Source organism: Halomonas sp. THAF5a (assembly GCF_009363755.1).
Lineage (GTDB): Bacteria > Pseudomonadota > Gammaproteobacteria > Pseudomonadales > Halomonadaceae > Halomonas.
In genome coordinates this window covers 811,109-833,826 of the sequence record NZ_CP045417.1, presented here as the reverse complement: position 1 = coordinate 833,826, position 22,718 = coordinate 811,109, and the positions used below count along the sequence as shown (strand labels likewise).

The following is a 22,718-nucleotide window of genomic DNA, read 5'->3' as shown; positions in this document are numbered from 1 at the left end:
GTCGGCACTCAAGCCATCGCGGCCGTCTCGGCGATCTTGCCCGCACCAGCCGGCGGCATTTTTTGCCCCGCTCCGCTCCTTCGTGGTGCAAAAGGACGGCGCCGGCGACCGATGCACCACCGACGCTCGGCGCCGATGCGGCTGGAATGGCTCTTGCATGAACAGGGCCTGACCGTTTCCCCATCACGAGCCCTATGCCATGCCCCAGCCCTTGCGAATCCTGCTGGTCGACGACGAGAGCGTGCGCGCCGCCATGGTCGAGGAGGCCCTCGGCCAGGAGGGGCACGAAGTGATCTGCCACCTGCAGAGCCCGGCCAGCCTCAACGACATGGTCGAGCGACACGCGCCCGACGTGGTCATCATCGACATGGAATCCCCCGACCGCGACACCCTCGACAGCATGTCGCAGCTGAACCGGGAGAACCCGCGGCCGGTGGTGTTCTTCGCCGACCAGCACGACCCTGACTCCATGCAGGCCGCCCTCAAGGCCGGCGTCAGCGCCTACGTGGTCGACGGCCTGGTGCCGACCCGGGTCCGGGCGATCCTCGAGGTCGCCGTGGCCCGCTTCGACGCCTTCCAGTCGATGCGCCAGGAGCTCGACCGCACCCGCACCCAGCTCGCCGACCGCAAGCGCATCGAGAAGGCCAAGGGCATGCTGATGAAGCACCAGGACTGCGACGAGCCCCAGGCCTACCAGACGCTGCGCAAGCTGGCCATGGACCGCGGCCAGCGCATCGGCGAGGTGGCCGGCAACGTGATCGATATCCTCGAAGGACTGGAGAAAGGCCTATGAGCATGCCCCATGCCCCCGAGCGTCCCCGACTGACCCTGGGCATCGTCCCGCTGCTGGACGCCGCCCTGCCGATCGTCGCTCGGGAAGGCGGCTTCTTCGCCGCCTCAGGGCTCGACGTCACGCTGTCGCGGGAGAGCGCCTGGTCGACCCTGCGCGACAAGCTGGCCGCCGGCATGCTCGACGGCGCCCAGCTGCTGGCCCCGCTGCCGCTGGCCATGAGCCTCGGCGCCTCCGGGCCGCCCTGCGACGTCCTGGCGCCGCTGGTGCTCGGCCGCAACGGCAATACCCTGGTGCTGTCGTCCTACTGGGCGGAAGGCATGGCGACGCCCCTCGACGGCTCGCCCGGCGGCCGGGACCCAGCCGTCAACGCCCGCGACTTCGCCGAGCGGCTGCGCCGGCGCGGCGCGCCACGTCCGCGGCTGGCCATGGTCCATCCCTTTTCCGGCCACCACTACCAGCTGCGCGACTGGCTGACCCTGGGCGGCCTCGACCCCGATCGCGACGTCGAGCTGGTCGCCCTGCCGCCGTCGCGCATGGTCGAGGCCCTCGAGCAGGGGCGCATCGACGGCTTCTGCGTCGGCGAGCCCTGGGGCAGCCAGGCCGCCCAGCGCGGCGGCGGGCATGTCGTCGCCACCGGCGCCCAGCTGTGGCCCGACCATCCCGAGAAGATGCTCGGCGTGACCCGCGACTGGGCCGGGCGCCACCCCGCCACCCTCGCGGCCATGATCCGCGCCCTGGTCGCCGCCGCCGACTGGCTGGCCGAGGCGCCCGAGCACCGCCGCCAGGCCCGGGGCTGGCTGGCCCTGCCGCCCTATCTGGATCGCGCCCTGGAGCATCTGTCGACGCTGCCGCTGGGCGAGCCGCCGGTGGCACAGCGACTCACCGGGCTGCGCCCGGAGGTCGGCGAGATGGCAAGGGTCGTGGACCACCTGGCCCGCCAGCTCGACGTCCCCCTCCGGCGCGGCGTGGTCGAGGCCTGCTACAGCCCCGTGCATTTCGATGCCGCGACGCACCAGGAGCGTGCATGACGGCGCCGTCAGGGGCCGCCCCGGCGGCGGTCATCGCCCGGCGATGATTATTTAACTTTCTGAGTTTTCTGACTTTCACCCTGTCCTGGCCCGAACCTTGATAGGAACAGGCGAGAACGGAGGGCCCGGCCCTTCGGCGGTCAACGGCGATCGCACCTCGAAGTCCAGACGAAGACGTCTCCACGCTCCCCAATGCCGGGGAGCGTCGAGGCGTCTTCTGCGTTTATGGAGGGAATCCGAGATGAGTCCCGATGACCCGACAACCGTCGCCTTGCCCGATGGCCCCATGCCATCGCCCGCGGCGCCCGTCGATCACCTGGTGATCGTCGGCAACGGCATGGCCGGCCAGCGACTGGTCGAGGCGCTGGTCCAGCGCGAGGGCGCGCCGCGCCGCATCACCCTGATCGGCGCGGAGGCCTGCCCCGCCTACAACCGCATCCTGCTGTCGCCGCTGCTGGCCGGCGAGATGGAACGCGAGGCGCTGACCCTGCGCGACGCCGACTGGTACGCCGAGCGCGGCGTCGAGCTGGTGCTCGGCGAACGGGTCGAGCGCATCGATCGCGCCGCCCGCCGCCTGACCACCGTCGGCGGCCGCGAGATCGCCTACGATCGCCTAGTGCTGGCCACCGGCTCCACCCCCGCCCTGCCGCCGGTCGACGGCCTCGAACTCGACGGCGTGCACGCCTTCCGCGATCTGGACGACGCCGCCGCCCTGACCCGCGCCGCCGAGCGCGGCGGCCGCGCGGTGGTGATCGGCGGCGGCCTGCTGGGCCTGGAGGCCGCCGAGGGGCTACGCAAAAGAGCGCGTGCCGGTATGTCGGTGAGCGTGCTCCAGCGTGCCTCGCGGCTGATGAACCGCCAGCTCGACGCCACCGCCGCCGGCCTGCTCCAGGCCGAGCTCGAGGGCCGCGGGCTCGAGATCGTCACCGGCGCCGACCTGGAACGCCTGGAGGACGACGGCCGGGGCCGCGTCTGCGCCGTGCGCCTGGCCGACGGCCGCCGGCTGCCCGCGGACTGCGTGGTGCTGGCCATCGGCATCGCGCCCAGCGTCGAACTGGGTCGCCGGGCCGGCCTCGAGGTCCACCGCGGCATCGGCGTCGACGACCGCCTGACCAGCAGCGACCCGGCCATCCACGCCCTGGGCGAATGCTGCGAGTTCGAGGGCCGCACCTATGGCCTGGTCGAGCCGATCTGGCGCCAGGTCGAGGTGCTGGCCGCCCGGCTGGCCGGCGAGGACGTCGAGGGCTACGTGGAAGCGCCCACCGCGACCAAGCTCAAGGTCAGCGGCATCTCGCTGTACGCCTTCGGCCCCATCGAGCCCGACGTCGACCACGAGGTGCTGACCTACCACGACCCCGAACACGGCGACTATCGCCGGCTGCTGCTGCGCGACGGCCGCCTCGAGGGCGCCGTGCTCTACGGCGATACCGCCGCCGGCCCCTGGTACTTCGCCGAGGCGCTGTCCGGCCGCCATCTCGACGCCTGCCGTCAGGCGCTGCTGTTCGGCCCGGCCGATGCCAGGGCCCTGCTCGACGCCACGAAGGCCGAAGCACCGAATCCCGCCACGCCCCACGCCCAGGACCGCTCCCCGCAGGAGGAAGCCGCATGAACACGCCCAGCCAAGCAACTCCCCCGCTGATCATCATCGGCAACGGCATGGTCGGCCATCATCTGGTCGAGCAGCTGATCGAACGCGGCGCCACCGAGCACTACCGCATCACGGTGTTCGGCGAGGAGCGCCACCGCGCCTACGACCGCGTTCACCTGTCCGAGTACTTCGCCGGCCGGGACGCCCAGTCCCTGGCCCTGTGCGACGCCGACTTCTACGCCGAGCACGGCATCGAGCTGCGCCTCGCCGAGGAGGTCACCGCCATCGATCGCGACGCCAGCGAGGTGATCACCGAGCGGGGCCGCTATCCCTATGCGCGGCTGGTGCTGGCCACCGGCTCCTTCCCCTTCGTGCCGCCGATTCCCGGCCACGAGCGCGACCACTGCCTGGTCTATCGCACCCTGGACGATCTCGACGCCATCCGCGCGGCGGCCGTGGACGCCACCACCGGCGTGGTGGTCGGCGGCGGCCTGCTGGGCCTGGAAGCGGCCAACGCCCTGCGCGGCCTGGATCTCGACACCGCCGTGGTCGAGTTCGCCCCCCGGCTGATGCCGATGCAGGTCGACGCCGAGGGCGGCGAGCTGCTGCGCGAGAAGATCGAGGCGCTGGGCGTGCAGGTGCTCACCGACCGCGCCACCCAGCACATCGAGGACGGCCAGGCCAGCCGCCACCGCATGGTGTTCCAGGACGACAAGGTGCTGGAGACCGACCTGATCGTGTTCTCCGCCGGCATCCGCCCCCGCGACCAGCTGGCCCGCGACTGCGCGCTGGAGATCGGCGAGCGCGGCGGCGTGGTGATCGACGACCGCTGCCTGACCAGCGACCCGGCGATCCTCGCCGTCGGCGAGGTGGCGCTGTGGCAGAACAGCATCTTCGGCCTGGTGGCCCCCGGCTACCAGATGGCCAAGGCCGCCGCCGACACCCTGCTGGGCGGCGAGCTGACCTTCGACGGCGCCGACATGAGCACCAAGCTCAAGCTGCTCGGCGTCGACGTGGGCGCCATCGGCGACGCCCACGGCAGCCGCAGCCCCGGCGCCCGGACCTTCCGCTACCTCGACGAGCTCAAGCAGGAATACCGCAAGCTGGTGGTCTCCGGCGACGGCAGGAAGCTGCTCGGCGCCATGCTGGTGGGCAACAACGACGCCTACGACACTCTGATGCAGTACTACAGCAATGGCCTGGAGCTGCCGGAGGATCCGGCGGCGCTGATCGTGCCGTCCTCCGAGGGCGCGCCGACGCTCGGCGCCGACGCCCTGCCCGACGACGCCACCATCTGCTCGTGCCACAACGTCACCAAGGCCGCGATCTGCGAAAGCCTCGACGCCGGCGCCATGGACCTCGGCGCGGTCAAGGCCGAGACCAAGGCCAGCACCGGCTGCGGCGGCTGCGCGGCGCTGCTCAAGAACGTGGTCGACCACGAGCTCGAGGCCCGCGGCGTGGAGGTCGACACCTCGATCTGCGAACACTTCGCCCACACCCGCCAGGAGCTCTACGACATCGTGCGGGTCGAGGGCATCCGGACCTTCGGCGAGCTGATCGACAAGCATGGCGCTTCCCACGACCATCGCCTGGGCTGCGATATCTGCAAGCCGGCGGTGGCCTCGATCTTGGCCTCCTGCTTCAACGAGCCGATCACCGACGCCGCGCACATCCCGCTGCAGGACACCAACGACACCTTCATGGCCAACATGCAGAAGAACGGCACCTACTCGGTGGTGCCGCGGGTGCCGGGCGGCGAGATCACCCCGGACAAGCTGGTGGTGCTGGGCCAGGTGGCGCAAGAATACGGGCTCTACACCAAGGTCACCGGCGGCCAGCGCATCGACCTGTTCGGCGCCCGCCTGGAGGACCTGCCCGACATCTGGGGCGAGCTGATCGCGGCCGGCTTCGAGACCGGCCACGCCTACGGCAAGTCGCTGCGCACCGTGAAGTCCTGCGTCGGCAGCACCTGGTGCCGCTACGGGGTGGCCGACAGCGTGGGCATGGCGATCCGGCTCGAGCATCGCTACAAGGGCCTTCGCTCGCCGCACAAGCTCAAGTTCGCCGTCTCCGGCTGCACCCGCGAATGCGCCGAGGCCCAGAGCAAGGACATCGGCGTGATCGCCACCGAGCACGGCTGGAACCTCTACGTGTGCGGCAACGGCGGCATGCGCCCGCGCCACGCCGAGCTCTTCGCCACCGACCTCGACGACGCGCAGCTGATCGCGATCATCGACCGCCTGCTGATGTTCTACGTGCGCACCGCCGACCGCCTGCAGCGCACCTCGGTGTGGCGCGAGAACCTGGCGGGCGGCCTCGACTACCTCAAGGCCGTAGTGCTCGAGGACAGCCTGGGAATCAACGAGGAGCTCGAGGCCCAGATGCAGACCGTGATCAACAACTACGAGTGCGAGTGGGCGGGCGCCATCAACGATCCTGAGAAGCTCAAGCGCTTCCGCAGCTTCGTCAACGATGCGCGCCCCGACCCGGACATCATCGTCACCGAAGAGCGCGGCCAGTTGAGACCCGCGTAAGGCATCGCGCTTCCGATAGCGGGATCGACGCCGGGGACAAGCCTAAGCGAGGGGTTTTTGGCCATGGATGGCCAAAGTAGCGCCCAGGGATGGGTTCATAGCGCCCTCGCGTGGCTTGTCGCCGGAGAGTCGACCGCCATTGATACCTGGCCATTCGCTCCCGAGGAATATCCATGACCACCGCAACCGCAGCAGCCCCGACCATGACCCCGACCTGGCAGACCCTCTGCACCCGCGCCGACCTGGTGGCCCACTCCGGCGTCGCCGCCTGGATCGAGACCGCCGAGGGCACGGCCCAGGTGGCCCTCTTCTACCTGCCTGGCCACGCCACCGAGCTCTACGCCGTGGATCATCGCGATCCCTTCTCCGGCGCCAACGTCATCGCCCGCGGCATCGTCGGCGACGCCCGGGGCGAGCCGGTGGTGGCCTCGCCGCTCTACAAGCAGCACTTCCGCCTCGACGACGGCCAGTGCCTGGAGGACGAGGCGATCCGCCTGCGCACCTGGCCGGTGCGCCTCGAGGGCGACGAGGTGATGCTCCAGGCGTGACCCTGGCCGCTCGGCGTGTCACCTGCGCCCGACCACGCAGGAGACGAGATGCCAGGTCGTCAGACCGTCGGTGGCTGGCTCGAGGCGCACAGGCAGGGGTCACCTAGGGAGCGAGAGGCGCGTCCAACGCCTCGAGCAGCGCCCCGTCACGCGCGTAGATGTCGGGGCGGAAGACCAGCCGGCCCGCCTCGTCCGGGTGCACCGTCCAGTAGTGCAGGATGACCGGCACGGAACGCGCCAGGTCGATATTGCGGGTGCGACCGGCGGCGACCAGAGCGCCGACCCGGGCGTCGGTGCCGGTGTCGTCGAAGAGCTGCTGGGCGAGCTCTAGCACCCCCTGCACGCGGATGCAGCCCGAGCTGAAGGCGCGCTGCTCGCGCTCGAAGAGCCCCTGGGCCGGGGTGTCGTGCAGGTAGACCAGGTGCCGGTTGGGGAAGCGCAACACCACGCGCCCCAGGGCATTCCGGGGGCCGGCACGCTGGCGCAGGATGACGTTGCCGGGGCGCCACCAGTCGACGTCCCGCGGGTCGAGGCGTCGGCCGGAGGGACTCAGCACCATCAGGTCCTGCTCCCACAGGTAGCCGAGGTGGCGACGAACCCGGGGCAGCACGTCCTCGCGCAGGATGGTCGGCGGCACCGTCCAGGTGGGGTTGATCGTCAGGTGGGTGATCTGCGAGCGCAGCGAGGGGGTGCGGCGATAGGGCCGGCCCACCACGATGCGCGAGCGCCAGACGCCGCCGTCCGGGCGGAAGTAGCGGATCCGGTAGCCCGCGATATCGACCAGCACGAAGGAGTCCGGCAGGCCGTGGAGCAGCCAGCGCGCGCGCTCCAGGTTGACGCGGATCTGGTCGATGCGCGTGGTCACGGGGACGTTCAGGGCCGAGCGCGTGCGGGGCCCGACGATGCCGTCCACCTCCAGCAGGTGGCGGCGCTGGAAGCGCTCCACGGCCGCGACCAGACGCTCGTCATAGCGGCGCGGATCGGGCGGCATCGAGGCGGGATCGGACCACGGCTCTCCCGCCATCACCTCCAGCTCCCCCAGCAGCGCCAGGCGCTCGCGCAGCCGCCGCACATCGTCATGGACCTCCCCCGGGCGCAGCGACCGCGGGCGGGGCGGCATCATCGGCCAGCCCCCCTGTCGGGCGATGTGCCGGTAGCGCGCAAGGCTCGCTCGCAAGCGCTGGTAGGGCGGCGCCGAGGGGCGTGCCGCGGCGAAGGCCCGGTCGAACGCCCGGGTGTCGACCGACTGCGAGATCTCGGCAAGGTCCAGCGGGGGCGCCGCGATGGGCACCTCCCAGTCCGGATCGATGCGATAGGGGTCCACCTTGCCGCGCTGCAGGTGGCGCAGGGCCGTCAACAGGGTCTGGCTCGCGCGAAGCTCGAAGCGCACCCGCGCCTCCGGTGGACTCGTCGCCTCGAGGGCCTGGCGATGCGCGGCCACCAGCGTATCCGGCCGATAGTCCTGGGGCGTCAGGCCGTCGGCGTCGAGGGTATGCAGGGCGTTGGCGAGGGCCGCCACGGTGGCAGCCTCCTGCCAGGCCGGCCGTCCATCACGGACCGCATAGAACGCCCGCAGGGATGGCGACTGCTGCGCCAGGCGCTCGGCGAGGTGCTCGGTCAGGGAGTCCGCTTCCGCCTCAGCCGGCGCCGAGGCGATCGACCTCAGCAGGATCACCACCGCGAGACCTCGCGGAATCCATCCAATGGCCCGGAACATGGCGACCTCCGCAAGGTTGATGTCGGTGGCTGGTTCATTATGATGCTTCACATCATCATAGTGTCTGATCCCGAGCCGCAGGGAAGCCGCTCGCCCGTTTGCGCGATCACCGCGGCGCCCCGGCACGGAGGTCGAGCCGGCCGCGCCCCACCCGACAGGTTTCCCGAATGCCGATCCTCGCCCCGCGCCGATGGCTGCCCGGCGCGCTTCTCGTTGTCGCCCTGCTGCTGAACGCCCTCCCTGCCCCGGCCAGCGAGGACACGCAGGCGGCGCCCCCTGCGTCCCCGGGCCCCCTCGCCCAGGCCCTGCAGCGGCTGGCACCCGACGCCGATGCCCGGGTGATGCGCCTGGCGGCCCGCGCGCTCTCCTGCGCCGACCCCAACGCCGAGCGGCTGGCGGTGATCGACTTCTCGCTGCCCTCCAGCGAGCCGCGCCTGTGGGTCTTCGACCTTCAGAATCGGCAGCTGCTGTTCAGGGAGCTGGTCTCCCACGGCCAGGGCTCGGGCAATGCCATGGCCAGCCGCTTCTCCAACGTCCCGGAGAGTCACCAGTCCAGCATCGGGCTGTTTCGCACCATGAACAGCTACCAGGGCAGCAACGGCTACTCCCTGCGGCTCGAGGGGCTGGAACCCGGCGTCAACGACCTGGCCTACGAGCGCGCCATCGTCATCCACGGCGCCGACTACGTCAGCGAGGATTTCATCGAGCAGACCGGTCGCCTCGGCCGCAGCCACGGCTGTCCGGCGGTTCGCCAGGACGTGGCGACGCCGCTGATCGACAGCCTCAAGGAGGATCAGTACCTCTTCACCTACTACCCCGACCCGGCGTGGCTGGCAAGCTCGGACTTCTTGCGCTGCGACCGCGGCGGGGCGCCGCTGGCCATGAACTGAGGCCACCCCCGCCGATGATCTGACGGCAGGCGCCACTCCCGGCCACACTGCCATGAGCCCATGGCGGTGCGTTGAGCGGAGAGATTGCCGCCATGACTGGGACTGGGCATGCTGGAGACTGGCGACTCACGACTCACAGGCACAGGCACAGGCACAGGAGAGGACGATGAGAGATCGGGTATTGTTGATTACCGGGGCGTCGAGCGGCATCGGCGCGTCCACGGCACGGGCCGCCGCCCGAGAGAATTACAAGCTGGTGCTGGCGGCCCGCAGCCGTGAGAAGTTGACGGCCCTGGCCGAGGAGCTGGGTCCGGAAAACGTCCTCGCCGTCGGCTGCGACGTGACCTCCCTGGAGGAGCAGCAGGCCATGGTCGAACAGGCCCTGGAGCGCTTCGGGCGCCTCGATGCGGTGTTCGCCAATGCGGGGCGCGGCGGCTCGCCGGGCGGCTTCAGCGGCGCCGACCACGAGGCCTGGCGCGAGATGATCCTGACCAACGTCTACGGGGTGGGCCTGACCCTGCAGGCGACCCTGCCGGCGCTGCGCCGCAGTCGCGGCCAGGTGCTGCTGACGGGCTCTGCCGCCGGCCGGGCCACCATTCCCGGCTCCATGTACAGCGCCACCAAGTGGGCGGTCACCGGCATCGGCTACAACCTTCGGGAAGAACTGCGCGGCAGCGGCATTCGGGTCACGCTGCTCGAGCCCGGCATGGTGGACACCCCATTCTTCGATGAGCCGCCGGAGTACGCCCTCGAGGATCGCGATATCGCCAACGCGGTGATCTATGCCCTGGGTCAACCGGCGCATGTGGACGTCAACGAGATCCTGATTCGCCCCACGCCCCCCGTGGACGTGGAGTAGCCCTCCTTTCCCGCCACCACGGATCTCCCCTCATCGAGCGAGCTTTTCCCGACTGACCTGCGCCACGGGTGGCCGCAGTGCCCACGCCGCGCCCCGCATAGAGCGACACGCGTGTCGAGCACAGCACACGCGTGTCGACCGAGACCCCGTCCGCATGGCAACAGCGTCGCTCCACGACACCTAGCCGGTCCGGTCGGTGGAACGACACGAGCCAGTCCCAGGTGTACCGCGCCAAACCCGATGATGCATGTGTTCGGAGACGACGCATGTCGGCGAGATGGGCCCGCTAATAGGCGGGGATGATGATTCTTCCTACCCAAGAATTAAGCCGACTATTCCTGTCAGCATCGAGTACCAATTTCATGATAAAAATGGCCTGACGTGCACTCAGAATCATCTCCCATTGATGATTCAACCCCATGATAAATCGATGATTTCTCGTACATAAGAAGCCACTCCAAAAGCACCGACCGCAAACCGCTCTGTAACATGACTTTACAATCAACGGGGAGCCGCCAACACTGGGAACGGCAGGCGCCGGTGAGCGATCATGCAGTCGTCGATACGACACCCCGTGTCTTCTTCTGTCAGTGTTGGGCGCGGGCATGTTCATGTCCCGGAGAGACATGACGGAAATCATGCGGTTCACTGCGGGATGATGACAAGTGGGACTATACCCGCGACTGACGACAGGCTTCGCAGGGCCCTGATCACCATCAATGATGGTTGCCAGGAACAACCCAAAGGACAACGGATGATGGAATCATCTCGGCAGATCATGGCCATCGGCAATCACTTGCTGTTTCAGGCCATCATCGAGGAGCTCCCCCACCATGACTGGTCGATTTTCCAGGCCGACGATCTCACAGAGGCGCTGGGGTTCATCGGCAAGAATGACTGCAAGATAGGGCTGATCTTTCTCAGGGAAGGAGCCGACTCCTTTCCGCTCGAGCTGGAACGCTACCCCGGGCTCTCAGCCCTTCACTGGGTCGTGCTGGTGGAGAATATCGACCGGCTCAGCGACAAGGCTCGCGATATGATCTATAGCGACTGCTTTGCCTATCTGGCAGCTCCTCTCGACGCCCGCAGCGTTAGCGTGCTCCTGGAGAGCGCCTTGGGCATGGCCAAGCTCAAGGACCAACACGACGCCTGCCGAGCGGGCTGTCATGATGGAGACTTGCGCATGGTGGGCGATACGCCGGTCATGCAGCATCTCTACCGCACCATCCACAAGGTGGCCGCCTTCGACGCCCCCGTGCTGATCACGGGAGAGTCCGGCACCGGCAAGGAGCTCACGGCTCGGGCCATTCACGATCTCTCGTCGCGTCGTCACGGGCCCTTCAACGTCGTCAACTGCGGCGCGCTGCCCGCAGGACTCATCCAGTCGGAGCTCTTCGGCCATGAAAAGGGCGCCTTCACCGGCGCGAATCAGCGCAAGCCCGGCATCATCGAGAATTCACAGGACGGCACGCTCTTCCTGGACGAGATCGGCGACCTTCCCCTGGACATGCAGGTCAATCTGCTGCGGTTCCTGGAAACCCTGACGGTGTTTCGTGTCGGCGGACTCAAGGAGATCCCCGTCGATGTCAGGGTACTGGCGGCGACCCATGTCGATCTCGAGCAGGCCGTCGAGAAGGGGGAGTTCAGGGAAGACCTCTACCACCGGCTCAATGTCCTGCAGGTGCAGACGCCCGCGCTCAGGGAGCACCCGGAAGATATCGAGCCACTGGCCAATTTCTTCTTTCACCGCTTCTCCGACGACAAGCCGATCAAGGTGCGAGGATTCCGTCACGACAGCCTGGTGGTGATGCAACAGCATCGCTGGCCGGGAAACATCCGCGAGATGGTGAACCGGGTCAGGCGCGCCATGATCATGTGCGAGCATCGCCTGATCAGCCCCGGCGACCTGGGGCTGGAACGGCGCAATGGACACTCACGGGACGCCGATTCCCTGCAGCAGGCCCGCGATACAGCAGAGTGCGAAGCGATCAAGGCCGCGCTGGCGCGCAACAAGCACAAGATACTGCACGCGTCGCGCGAGCTCGGCATCTCTCGGGTCACCCTGTATCGACTGCTCGAGAAACATGGCATCGACAGGAACGGCGGCCAGGATGAGTCGGCATCAGACTTTCCGTCGACATCCAAGACGATTCAACTAACCTGAACATTAGTCGAGACCGGTTCGTGCCGGAGAATGTCGGCTAAGCCCAGGGGGAATGGGTCCAAGCAACGGGGATCACTGTGCGTCTCGAGGCATCGCCGGTGAGGCGCCTGACAAGCAACAAGAAAACAGGACGGAAGCCATGAGCTCAGGAAACACCACCATCCGCTATGCTGCGGGCCTTCTCACGATGGTTGCCTGCCTGCCGGCCCTAGCCCAGGAGGCAGCACAGAACGCTCAGATCCAACCGGTGGGCCAGGAACCCGAAGCACAGGAGGCACGACGGCCACAGGTCCAGGCCGCCGCCGAGTACGGAGGGGTGCTCACGCCCAAGGGCCGGCTCATTCTGGAGCCCGAATTCCAGTACTCGCACGAAAGCATCAACCGCATGACCTTCGAAGGGGTCAGCGTGCTCAGCACGCTGCTGATCGGGGTATTCACGGCCCAGGACGTCGACCGCGATAACTACACGGCGTCTCTCACCGGCCGCCTGGGCTTCACCGACCGACTGGAGCTCGAGATGAAGGTGCCCTACGTCTATCGGGACGAGAACGAGAGGGTCAACGTCCCCATCGAGGATAGCCAAGATGATGTCTTCAGCCTCGACCGGGAACTCTCCGGCGACGGCCTGGGCGACATCGAACTGGCGGCCCACTATCAGCTGAACCGCGGGCAAAACGGCATGCCCTTCTTCATCGGCAACCTGCGCTACAAGAGCACCACCGGCACTGGCCCCTTCGATATCGATCGAGACAGCTCGGGCAACCCGCTGGAGCTCTCGACCGGCACCGGCTTTCACTCGATCGAACCCAGCATCACCATGCTGCTGCCCTCGGCGCCGGCGGTCTACTTCGCCAACCTGGGCTATGTCTTTCATCTCGAAGATAATGTTAACCAGAATCTATCTGGCGAGGATAATGATGGCAGTCCCGTCAATGTTGTTGTGGGCGACGTCGATCCGGGCGACGCGGTACGCCTGAGCTTCGGCATGGCCTATGCGATCAATCCTCGCACGTCGTTCACCCTGGGTTACAAGAATGACTTCATCGGCAAGACCAAGACCGAATACGTGAACACAGACAATGGCAGCACGACCCGGGTAGAATCGCAGACACTGAACGTGGGGTCCCTGCTGCTGGGTTGGAACTACGCGCTGAGCCCCGACGTGAACGTCAATCTCGGGCTCGAGCTCGGCATTACCGAGGATGCCCCGGATACCACCCTGACCCTGCGCATGCCCATCGGCATGAACGTCTTCTAGGAATGGACACGCATCGCAACAAGCAATGAGCAGATGACAACAACGAGGCTGCCCCGCAAGAGCAGCCTCGTGTTGTACTCTCATCCGATGACATAAAAATGGGATAGCCGATATCAACGCAGGATACCGGAGAAGGACTCCACTATCGCAGCCCGTTTCCTGGCCGCATCCAGGGCACCGAGGTTATTGAGCCGAACATTGATATCGAGACGCTGCTGAATATCTCGCCCCGAGGCGTTGCTGACCACGCCGCTGACGATGGCGTCCCGGGTGATATTATGCAGGGCGGTGGTGAACCCCTTGGTATCGTTCAAGGCGATCCCCGAAAAATCGGCCAGGCCCGCCAGATTCACCCCAACAGGCGTCACGTCGGTCACCGAGACGGCACCGTTGCCCACCTGCATCGCGCTCCCGCCAGGATCACTGAAGGTCTGGGAGACGATATTGGCCCCTGCCCGGGTGAAGTTCACAACGGACACCAGCTCGACGCGGTTGTCGATCAGGGTCTGAAGACGAGCGCCGAAGTCCACGTCGAGTCCTCCGAAGTTGAAGCCGGCACGCATCTGGCCCATCTCATCATCCGCGATCACCGCCCCGCGGTGGAAACCATCCCGAGCACCCCGAGAACGCGAGACCTCGGCATAGAGCCTGTCCGCGTCCTGGAGCGAGGACAGCGATTGTCGTTGGAGCGCCATGGTTGGCCCTCCAGAAGAGAGCGTCTCCGCCTGGGAGACCGCCGTTAGGCATAGCGCCGTCACGAGGGCGACGCCCAGCCGGCTCGCCCTCCTTCCTCCCAAAGCTCGAGAGTTCATCGTGCCATCTCCTCGTTAACGCCCCAGCTCGTTGTAGGCGGGCAGGGTCAGCAGGCTGGCACCGACGCTCGAGCGATTCACGCCCCTGGCGAGCGGAGAGTCAGGGCGCACGGCCCAGTCCTGATCATGATTGAAATGCCGGCGGGCCACTTCGATCTCGGCACGAGCACCGAGGACCGTCCCGCTCCACAGCTGCTCGAACTGCTCGCGAGGCACTACCAGCGTCCCGACAGCGGGATCTCCCACCAGAATATTGTCGTCATCGATACCCTTGACGACGACGAAGTGCTTGTAGCCTCCGGTATTCACCATGGTGATGGCCGGAACGCCGACGCGAATGAAATCATCCAGCGAGATCCGGAAGCCGTCGGCGTTGAGCCCGCGGCGATCCAGATAGCGCTTCATGTCCAGCATGGAAAACCCGTGACGCTGAATCTGCTCGGCATCGCCGGCACGAATCATCGTCTCGAAGACCTCGGCCTCGGAGGTGTCGCGCTGGTAGTGGTACGTCAGCAGGGTGGCCACGGCGGCCGACCCGCAGCTATAGTCGTACTGCTGTCGAATCACCCGATCCCAGCCTTTCTCCTGCAGGCTCTTGGCCTCGACCTGGAAGTTGCCGAACCGGTTGGCGATAGAGACCTGACCGGCAAGGGCCTCCACGCTGCCCGCAATGAGCAGCAGTGATGCCAGCCCGCAATAGACGTGTCGATGCACACTCATGGCGAATGGTTCCTCGGTGGGCGCGTCGTGCAACGGACGTGCATCGTGTCAGTTGGCGATGAACACGCTGATGCCCACCGCGCTGTTGATGGAATTGCCGTTGCCGGTCACGGCACTGAAGATGCCGGTGCCGCTATAGCTGCCCAGCGCTTCCGGCGCGAAGGTGATGTTCCCCGACACCATGTTGCCCCCGACATCAAATGAGGTGTCGTTCACCGACGCCTGCATTTTCTGGACGCTCTTGACAGTGTTGACGTTGACGGTCATCTGCCCTTCCCGGGCCCTGCTGTCCTCCATCGCGGAGAGATCCAGCCGCTCCATGGCCGCGAAGCCTTCACTCACCCGTTCACCGATGCCACCTCCAACGACGGCGGCTTCGTGGTACAGGGAGGTCCTCGTCTCCGCCTGACTACTCGATGCCCCCGCCAGCAGCAGCGTCGCCAGGAGGAAGGCCATCGGCGTCGTACGGCGATGACGGCTACGGGCGGGGTAGGAACTGATGGTCGTGCATGTGATGACGTGATTCATGGCGTGAACTCCCGAACGGCGACCACAGGGACACTTGATCGAGGAGCCAGTGGAGTGTCCCCCACCGGCTCCCGACGCTTGCGTCGTCTCAACGCGTCATGCGCTCCGGATCAGTTGCCGATGCTCACGTTGCTGTGAGCCGCCACGCTGGTGCCGGACAGCTGGGAGTTGTAAAGGCCAGTGGACACGTTCATGTTGTTGATACCACCGAACACACCGCCTCCCACGGAGACGTTGGCTGCTCCGGTGGCCAGACTGGCTGCCCCGCCGTCGCCGCCGTCGCCGCCGGCGCCGCCGTTACCGGCATAGGCATAGGCATTGCCGCCAGTGCCCTGACCCATGCCACCGCCGCCGCCGTTGCCGGCGCCGCCGTTGCCGCTGGCTGCCGTGGCCGTGCCGCCGTTACCGCCAGCGCCACCGGTGCCAGTGCCTGACCCGGTGCCTGATCCGGTGCCAGTGCCGGAGCCCGCGGTGCCACCCGCCGCGGCGGAGCTGGCGTTGGCATCACCATTGGTGCTGTCGTTGGCGGCATCGTTGGTGTTGTCGTCGTCGAAGTCACCGGCATCGACAGACGCATAGCCGTCGGCCGCTCCGCCATTGGCGTAGGTATCGGCGTTATTGGCGTTAGCGTGTCCGCCGGTACCGGTACCGGTACCGGTGCCAGTGCCGTTGCCGTTGCCATCACCGCCATCGCCTGCCATGCCGACGTGCGCCCTGGCGAGACCGCCATCACCACCGTCGCCATCGCCGCCATCGCCGCCGGTGCCCTCGCCGAAGCTCTCCGCATAAGCCTCACCGCCGTAGCCACCGGCAGCACCACGGGCGCCCTGGCCACCATAGATGGTGATTGCCATGCCACTGACCTCGGAATTCATCTCCTGCATCGAAATGACGTTGGTGGAGGTGTTATGAGACTCGCTCATGGCCCAGGCGTCGCCGCCACGACCGGTGGAGCCGCCGGCTCCGCCCATGCCGGTACCAGCGCCATAGCCACCAGTGCCGCCATTGGCCCCGGAAGACTCGTCATCATTGGAGTCGTCGGTGTTGGTTCCTCCATTGGCATGTCCACCAACGCCCCGACCGGTACCGTCACCACCGTTGGCATGGCCGCTGTTTCCACCGACCGCCCTTGCGGTCGAGTCCACCTGCTGGTCAACATCACCCTCGGCATACCCAACCCCGGGGTTGGCGTGCGCCGTGGAGATGGCCAACACCAGAGCCAGCAGGGGCGTACCCGCGAGTACAAGATGCTTTTTCATGATCATGTCTCCATTTGTTGTGTCTGCTGCAGCCTGCGAACTTGCGCCAGCGTCCATGACTTGCCGGTACTGGACCCCCTTGAATGACGCTTCCCGCTCGCAGTCGTATTGCCATGAGCATGAACTGTGCCAACGGCGACGCGTCGCCGATGTAAGCAACTGTAAAAGAGACAAATTAATAAATTTCTTGGACTTCCAAGACAGCAGACCGATGCGCCCGTCCATTTGTTGCAGAACCGTGAGTGCTCCGTGAGCTGAACATGGCACTGGAGAAAAAGTCCGATAGCGCTTTTATTCTTTTGAAAAACATTTGGTTAGACATACTCAGCAAAGTGATTCACGAACGTTACAGTGCCTGCGAGCCAGCCGACGAGGCGTCGACCACTATCGGCAAGAGGGCGCTGTTCATGAAGGGAAAGCAGTCGTAAAGCGAGATATTGGCCGACTGGCCGCTGCCCCGATCGAGCATTATGCTGGGCGTGACGTCAGGCAGTCGCGTGCCGTCTAGACGACCGAGGGAGCGGACATGAGCAAGAGAAAACGGCTCGACCTGGCCCTGCAGGGTGGCGGCGCCCACGGCGCCTTCACGTGGGGTGTGATGGACCGCCTGCTCGAGGATGAACGCATCGAGATCGAGGGCATCAGTGGCACCAGTGCCGGGGCCATGAACGGCGTGGTGATGGCCGACGCCCTGACCCGCGGCGACGAGGCGACCGCCCGACAGGCGCTACGTGACTTCTGGCAAGCGGTGAGCCGAGCCGGCATGGCAAGCCCCGTGCGCCGCACCCCGCTGGACGTGATGACCGGCAACTGGAGCCTCGACCACTCCCCCGGCTACATCGCCCTGGACCTGATGAGCCGGCTGGTCTCGCCCTACCACTTCAACCCCTTCAATCTCAATCCGCTGCGCGACATCGTCGCCGAGCGGGTCGATTTCGATCGAGTGCGAGCCTGCGAGCGGCTCAAGCTCTTCGTCACTGCCACCAATGTGCGCAGCGGCAAGCAGCGCATCTTTTCCCGAGAGGAGATGAGTCTCGATGCGGTGATGGCCTCGGCCTGCCTGCCCACCGTCTTCCAGGCCGTGGAGATCGACGGCGAGGCCTACTGGGACGGCGGCTACATGGGCAACCCCTCGCTCTCGCCCCTGCTGCACGACTGCACGGCGGGCGACATCCTGCTGGTGCAGATCACGCCCATGCGCCGTGAGGAGTTGCCCACCAGCGCCGCCGACATCCTCAACCGGCTCAACGAGATCACCTTCAATGCCGCCCTGATCAAGGAAGTGCGCATGATCGCGACGCTGCAGAAGCTTCTCGGCGAGCACGACATCGACATCGGCTGCTACGGCGAGGCCAGGCTCCACCACCTCAGCGGGGATGAGCCGCTGTCGCACCTCTCGGTATCCAGCAAGCTCAATGCCGAATGGGCCTTCCTCTGCCATCTGTACGACCTGGGGCGCGAGGCCACCGAGGCCTGGCTGGCCGATCACTTTGCGGCGCTGGGCGAGCACTCCACGCTGGATATGGAGCACATCTTCCAGGAGGTCGAGTCCGCTCGCTGAGCCAGCGTTGATGGCTCATCATGATATTGCATTGCAGCGCCGGCCAACGGCGTCCATGCTCGAACCAGGCCACGACTCTAGCGTCTGAGTCAGTACTGGCCAGGCGGGGGGGATCCGTATGCCCCTCGCCGGCCTTCATCAGCAGGCCACCAGGAGGTGAGACGACAGAGACCAAGCGGGACGACAGCGCTTGCGCCCTTGTCACCTCCCTGACATCGCGCGCCGGCAGTGTCGACACCATGACACCAGGAGAACTGCGCCGATGGTACGCATCGACAAGAAGGCCACCCGGCTCTACGTGCTGGACACCAACGTCCTGATCCACGACCCCGCCGCCCTCTACCAGTTCGACGAGCACGAGGTCGTGATCCCCATGACCGTGCTCGAGGAGCTCGACAAGCACAAGAACGGCATCCGCGAGATCGCCCGCACCGCCCGCCAAGTCAGCCGCACCCTCTCGGACCTCACCGCCAACGTCGACGTCGACCAGATTCGCGACGGCATTCCCATCCCGCGGCTGGTCGGCCCCGAGGGCCGCCTGCGCCTGCTCTGCTACCACGACCTGAGATCCCTCGACCCGCTGGACGACAGCCCCGACAACCGCCTGCTGGCGGAGACCTGTCGGCTGCGCGACGAGCGCCCCGACGCCTCGGTGATCCTGGTCACCAAGGACATCAACCTGCGGGTCAAGGCGGCGGCCCTGGAAGTGCCGGTCGAGGACTACCTCACCGACCGCGCCTTCGACGACAGCGACGCCATGACCGACGGCGCCCGCATCTACCCCGATGCCGGCCACGACGGCAGCGGGCTGTGGGACAGCCTCGCGGCGGACGTGAAGGTCGAGCGCCAGGCGCATCGCGTCGTCTACCGGCTCGCCGGCGAGATGCCCCGCGAGTGGCACCTGGGCATGCTGGTCTCCGACAGCGACGAGGGCGCCAGCTTCGAGGCCATCGTCCGCGAGATGGGCCCCAAGCACGCCCACCTGGAGCTGCTGACCAACTACCGCCACGGCGCCAGCGTCTGGGGCGTGCACGCCCACGACAGCCGGCAGAACTTCACCCTCAACCTGCTGATGGACGACGAGATCGACCTGGTCACCATCGCCGGCAGTGCCGGCACCGGAAAGACCTTCATGACGCTCGCCGCCGCCTTCCAGCAGACCCTGGACAGCAAGCGCTTCGAGCGCATCGTCTTCACCCGGGCGCCGATCTCCATGAGCGAGGACATCGGCTTCCTGCCCGGTACCGAGGAGGAGAAGATGTCGCCCTGGATGGGCGCCTTCCACGACAACATGGACAACCTGCTGCGCGACGAGCACGACGGCAGCAGCACCTGGAACCAGGATGCCACTCGTCAGCTGCTGGGCTCACGGGTGCAGATCCGCGCCCCCGGCTTCATGCGCGGGCGCACCCTCAACGATACCTTCCTGATCATCGACGAAGCGCAGAACTTCACCCCCAAGCAGCTCAAGTCGCTGATCACCCGGGCCGGGCGCAACACCAAGATCGTCTGCCTCGGCAACGTCGGCCAGATCGACACGCCCTACCTCACCGCCAACACCTGCGGCATGGCGGCGGTGGTACAGAACTTCCGCGACTGGCCCCACGCAGGACACGTCACCCTCAAGAGCGTCGAGCGCTCGCGCCTGGCCCTGGCCGGCGAGGAGCTGCTCTAGTCACTCGACGACCGGAAACGATGAAGGGCCGGCGCCTCACGGCCCGGCCCTTCCCGATGGTACGTCGAGAGAACGTACGTCGAGAGAAAGTACGCCAGGAGAAAGTACGCCGGGTGATGGTGCGCCTCGCCATGGCTCGCCTGGCGATGGTCGACCACGCGCTGGCCTCGTTCCCCCGACGATGTTCCGCCCTTGGGTAACGCCTCAGGCGCCGCGGTTCACCGCCTTCTCGATCAGCGCCTCGCTCTCGCTGCCGGGCCCCTTCTTCACGACGGCCTGCGCCTCGTGCCACAGGCAGACGAAGCGGTGGCAGGAGGCGCAGTGCACCTGATCATCGGGATTCTTGACGCTGGAGACGCGCATCAGGTGACTGCCGCAACTCGGGCAGGCGACGGGAAGGCGAAAGTCTTCCGATAGCGACATGGCATGGCTCCTCGTGTTGCGGTGTAGGGAATCCCCATCCTGCCGGTCTCGGCGAGGTTTCTCCAGCCGTCGGACCACCGATCAACGCAGGCGTTCAGGGGCCGTGGGATAGCCCGGCGCCACGATGAGGCGGTTGCGGCCCTCGCGCTTGGCGCGGTAGAGCGCGGCATCGGCCTGGGAGAGCGCGAAGTCGAGGCTTCCCTGCGGGGGAATCACCGCCAGCCCCAGGCTCACCGTGACCCTCAGGCATGCGCCCTGCACATCCAGTTCGAGCGCCTCCACCGCACTGCGCAGGCGGTCCAGCACGCCCAGGGCCTCCTCCGGGGAGGTATCCACCAGCATGACGGCAAACTCCTCGCCGCCGATGCGCGCGAAGAGGTCGTAGGGGCGCAGGCAGTCGCGACAGGTGGTGGCGAACGCCTGCAGGGCCAGGTCGCCGGCGGCATGGCCGTGGGTATCGTTGAGCCGCTTGAAGTGATCGATATCGAGCATGGCCAGGGGTACCGACCGCCCATGGCGCGCGGCCAGGGCCCGCACGGCCTCGCCGTAGTCGAAGAAGGCGCGACGATTGAGCACCCCGGTGAGCATATCGGTACGGACCAGTGTCTGGGTACGCTGCTCCTCCTCCTTGCGCGCCGTGATGTCCAGCAGCACGCCGTCCCACAGGGTATCGCCATCCCGCTGCCGCCGGGGCGTGGCCCGCGCCTCGAGCCAGCGGACCTCGTCACCCTGGGCGAGACGGAACTCCAGCGACCAGGGCGCCAGGCTCACCGCCGACTGGGCCAGGGAGGTGTTGAGGCGCTGGCGATCCTCGTCGTAAATCCTCGCCAGCAGCGTCTCGGCGCTCTCCATCGCGTCCCGCGATGACAGGCCCGCCAGCGCCTGGAGTCCGGCACTGAGGTAGCAAAACGCGAGATCGCCGCGCACCGACTGGCGAAGCTGGAAGACCACGCCGGGCAGCCGGTCCACCGTGTCCTGGAGGGCGGAGAGCCGGTGATGATCGTCGACGGCGCCTCGGTGCAGCGCGGTAATGTCCTGCAGGGTCACCAGCAGGCGCAGCGGATCCCCGGAGCGCGTCTCCAGCGGCTGGAAGACACCTTGCTGGTGGGTGACCCGCCCATCGGCCCGGCGACACGTCAACACCCCGCGCCAGGCGGCACGTCGCGTCACACTGTGCGCCAGGGCACGACCGATATCGCCGTGCAGCGGGTCCACGTCCAGGCAGGTGATGCGACGGCCCAGCATCGTGTGCGCCGGGTGACCGCTGTAGCGCTCGAAACCCGGATTGACATAGAGGATGACGCCGTCTCCATTGACGAGCATCGCCACGCCCGGGAAGCCGTCCAGCAACGACGCGGCCAGCGAGGCCCGTTGTTGCCCGGACGACACCCAGTGTCGCCAGTGATCCTTGATGCGTCCCATGCCCACCGCCCCGGGAGTCCCCGCGTGCCGATGAAGGATCTTGCGCCCTTCTTCCCTCACACAGCCTAGCCCAGGATGGTCGTGACCACATGCCGCTCGGTCTGACGGCACGCCGGAGCGGCGAGCCAGGGTCTTCGGCGGATGAATCGGCATCGCCAGCCGGCCATCAGGCGGGCGTCGCGATCGGGCATGGCCGGCGCCCGCTCAGCGCGCGAGACGCTCGCCCAGCCAGCGGCCGATATCGCCGATCTGCTGCGGGCAGAGCGCGTGGGCCATCGGGTAGCGGCGGTAGTGCGCCGGATAGCCGAGCGAGAGCACGCGATCGTACCCGGCCCGGCCCAGCGACTCGGGCACCACCGGGTCGAAGCTGCCGTGGTGGACCTCGATGGGCAGGGTGCGGTTGCCCTCGGCGAGGGTCACGCTGTCCGCCGTGGCGAAGTAGGTGGAGAGCGCCAGCAGGCCGCCCAGCGGCGCCTCGAAGGAGAGCGCCGCCTGGTAGGCCACCGCGCCGCCCTGGGAGAAGCCCGCCAGGATGATCCGGCGGCTGTCGATGCCGTGCTCGATCTGCTCGCGCAGCATCGCCTGGATGCGCTCGGCGGAGGCCAGCAGCTGCGGCTCGTCGATCTGGCGATCGAGGCTCATCTCCTTGATGTCGTACCAGGCCGGCATGGTCATCCCGCCGTTGACGGTGACCGGGAGGCGAGGCGCATGGGGCAGGATGAAGCGCACCGCGGCATCGTCGGGCAGGGAGAGCGCCGGCACCAGTGGCTCGAAGTCACGGCCGTCGGCGCCCAGGCCGTGCAGGATGATGACGCAGGCATCGGCCGGCTGGCCGTTCCTCGGCTCGATGATCAGTTCGCCGGGATGGTTCATGAAGTCGCCTCCAGGGCCGGAAATCGGGTCGGTCGAAGGACGACACCCTACCGCAAACGCCGCCCG

19 protein-coding genes are annotated in these 22,718 nt (G+C 67.1%); 11 read left to right on the top strand and 8 right to left on the bottom strand.

The features are described from left to right. The first annotated feature begins 199 nt into the window (after nt 1–199). The 5 genes from FIU83_RS03790 (at nt 200) to nirD (ending at nt 6,491) form a co-directional block, all read left to right on the top strand. The gene (locus tag FIU83_RS03790) at nt 200–793 is read left to right on the top strand and encodes an ANTAR domain-containing response regulator (protein ID WP_152482837.1); all 594 of its coding nucleotides are present in this window, start codon (nt 200–202) and stop codon (nt 791–793) included. Next, nucleotides 790–1,821, top strand: a complete 1,032-nt coding sequence (locus tag FIU83_RS03785) for a CmpA/NrtA family ABC transporter substrate-binding protein (protein ID WP_152482836.1) — start codon at nt 790–792, stop codon at nt 1,819–1,821. The genes FIU83_RS03790 and FIU83_RS03785 overlap by 4 nt, the downstream gene beginning before the upstream one ends. Before the next feature lie 286 nt (nt 1,822–2,107). After that, nucleotides 2,108–3,430: an NAD(P)/FAD-dependent oxidoreductase gene (locus tag FIU83_RS03780; RefSeq protein WP_152482835.1), complete on the top strand. Its 1,323-nt coding sequence runs from the start codon at nt 2,108–2,110 to the stop codon at nt 3,428–3,430. Further along, the gene (nirB, locus tag FIU83_RS03775) at nt 3,427–5,943 is read left to right on the top strand and encodes a nitrite reductase large subunit NirB (RefSeq protein ID WP_152482834.1); all 2,517 of its coding nucleotides are present in this window, start codon (nt 3,427–3,429) and stop codon (nt 5,941–5,943) included. The genes FIU83_RS03780 and nirB overlap by 4 nt, the downstream gene beginning before the upstream one ends. Before the next feature lie 173 nt (nt 5,944–6,116). Next, nucleotides 6,117–6,491, top strand: coding sequence for a nitrite reductase small subunit NirD (nirD, locus tag FIU83_RS03770; protein ID WP_152482833.1), 375 nt, complete (start codon nt 6,117–6,119; stop codon nt 6,489–6,491). Between the two features lie 103 nt (nt 6,492–6,594). On the opposite strand, the gene FIU83_RS03765 is transcribed toward nirD, so the two are convergent. After that, a complete protein-coding gene (locus FIU83_RS03765; RefSeq protein WP_152482832.1) occupies nt 6,595–8,208 on the bottom strand; it encodes a murein L,D-transpeptidase in 1,614 nt (537 codons plus the stop codon). A 167-nt stretch (nt 8,209–8,375) separates the two neighbouring features. Between FIU83_RS03765 and FIU83_RS03760 the strand changes: the two genes are divergently transcribed. From FIU83_RS03760 to FIU83_RS03745, 4 genes are all read left to right on the top strand, one after another. Further along, the gene (locus tag FIU83_RS03760; protein ID WP_152482831.1) at nt 8,376–9,098 is read left to right on the top strand and encodes a murein L,D-transpeptidase catalytic domain family protein; all 723 of its coding nucleotides are present in this window, start codon (nt 8,376–8,378) and stop codon (nt 9,096–9,098) included. Between the two features lie 166 nt (nt 9,099–9,264). Further along, entirely contained in the window at nt 9,265–9,957 is a 693-nt protein-coding gene (locus FIU83_RS03755; protein ID WP_152482830.1) for an SDR family oxidoreductase, read from the top strand. A gap of 754 nt (nt 9,958–10,711) precedes the next feature. Next, nucleotides 10,712–12,121 carry a sigma-54-dependent Fis family transcriptional regulator gene (locus FIU83_RS03750; protein ID WP_253939529.1) on the top strand — a complete coding sequence of 470 codons (1,410 nt, stop codon included), beginning with the start codon at nt 10,712–10,714 and terminating at the stop codon, nt 12,119–12,121. A 139-nt stretch (nt 12,122–12,260) separates the two neighbouring features. Beyond that, the gene (locus tag FIU83_RS03745; RefSeq protein WP_253939528.1) at nt 12,261–13,379 is read left to right on the top strand and encodes a transporter; all 1,119 of its coding nucleotides are present in this window, start codon (nt 12,261–12,263) and stop codon (nt 13,377–13,379) included. A 113-nt stretch (nt 13,380–13,492) separates the two neighbouring features. On the opposite strand, the gene FIU83_RS03740 is transcribed toward FIU83_RS03745, so the two are convergent. The 4 genes from FIU83_RS03740 to FIU83_RS03725 all read right to left on the bottom strand — a co-directional run bounded on the left by FIU83_RS03740 (nt 13,493) and on the right by FIU83_RS03725 (nt 16,698). Beyond that, nucleotides 13,493–14,074 carry a hypothetical protein gene (locus FIU83_RS03740; protein WP_152482829.1) on the bottom strand — a complete coding sequence of 194 codons (582 nt, stop codon included), beginning with the start codon at nt 14,072–14,074 and terminating at the stop codon, nt 13,493–13,495. A 132-nt stretch (nt 14,075–14,206) separates the two neighbouring features. Beyond that, on the bottom strand, nt 14,207–14,911 hold the full coding sequence (locus FIU83_RS03735; protein ID WP_152482828.1) for a C39 family peptidase: 705 nt from the start codon (nt 14,909–14,911) through the stop codon (nt 14,207–14,209). A 48-nt stretch (nt 14,912–14,959) separates the two neighbouring features. Beyond that, nucleotides 14,960–15,439, bottom strand: a complete 480-nt coding sequence (locus FIU83_RS03730) for a hypothetical protein (RefSeq protein ID WP_152482827.1) — start codon at nt 15,437–15,439, stop codon at nt 14,960–14,962. A 110-nt stretch (nt 15,440–15,549) separates the two neighbouring features. Next, nucleotides 15,550–16,698: a hypothetical protein gene (locus FIU83_RS03725; protein ID WP_152482826.1), complete on the bottom strand. Its 1,149-nt coding sequence runs from the start codon at nt 16,696–16,698 to the stop codon at nt 15,550–15,552. A gap of 526 nt (nt 16,699–17,224) precedes the next feature. Between FIU83_RS03725 and FIU83_RS03720 the strand changes: the two genes are divergently transcribed. Both FIU83_RS03720 and FIU83_RS03715 read left to right on the top strand, forming a co-directional pair. After that, nucleotides 17,225–18,259, top strand: a complete 1,035-nt coding sequence (locus tag FIU83_RS03720) for a patatin-like phospholipase family protein (RefSeq protein ID WP_152482825.1) — start codon at nt 17,225–17,227, stop codon at nt 18,257–18,259. A gap of 262 nt (nt 18,260–18,521) precedes the next feature. Next, nucleotides 18,522–19,934: a PhoH family protein gene (locus FIU83_RS03715; protein WP_152482824.1), complete on the top strand. Its 1,413-nt coding sequence runs from the start codon at nt 18,522–18,524 to the stop codon at nt 19,932–19,934. A gap of 204 nt (nt 19,935–20,138) precedes the next feature. On the opposite strand, the gene FIU83_RS03710 is transcribed toward FIU83_RS03715, so the two are convergent. The 3 genes from FIU83_RS03710 to FIU83_RS03700 all read right to left on the bottom strand — a co-directional run bounded on the left by FIU83_RS03710 (nt 20,139) and on the right by FIU83_RS03700 (nt 22,652). Further along, nucleotides 20,139–20,357: a hypothetical protein gene (locus tag FIU83_RS03710; RefSeq protein ID WP_152482823.1), complete on the bottom strand. Its 219-nt coding sequence runs from the start codon at nt 20,355–20,357 to the stop codon at nt 20,139–20,141. Nucleotides 20,358–20,438: 81 nt separating this feature from the next. Beyond that, complete coding sequence (locus FIU83_RS03705) at nt 20,439–21,779, bottom strand: GGDEF domain-containing protein (RefSeq protein ID WP_172976006.1); 1,341 nt, start codon at nt 21,777–21,779, stop codon at nt 20,439–20,441. Nucleotides 21,780–21,983: 204 nt separating this feature from the next. Further along, a complete protein-coding gene (locus FIU83_RS03700; protein WP_152482821.1) occupies nt 21,984–22,652 on the bottom strand; it encodes an alpha/beta hydrolase in 669 nt (222 codons plus the stop codon). Nucleotides 22,653–22,718: the final 66 nt, after the last annotated feature.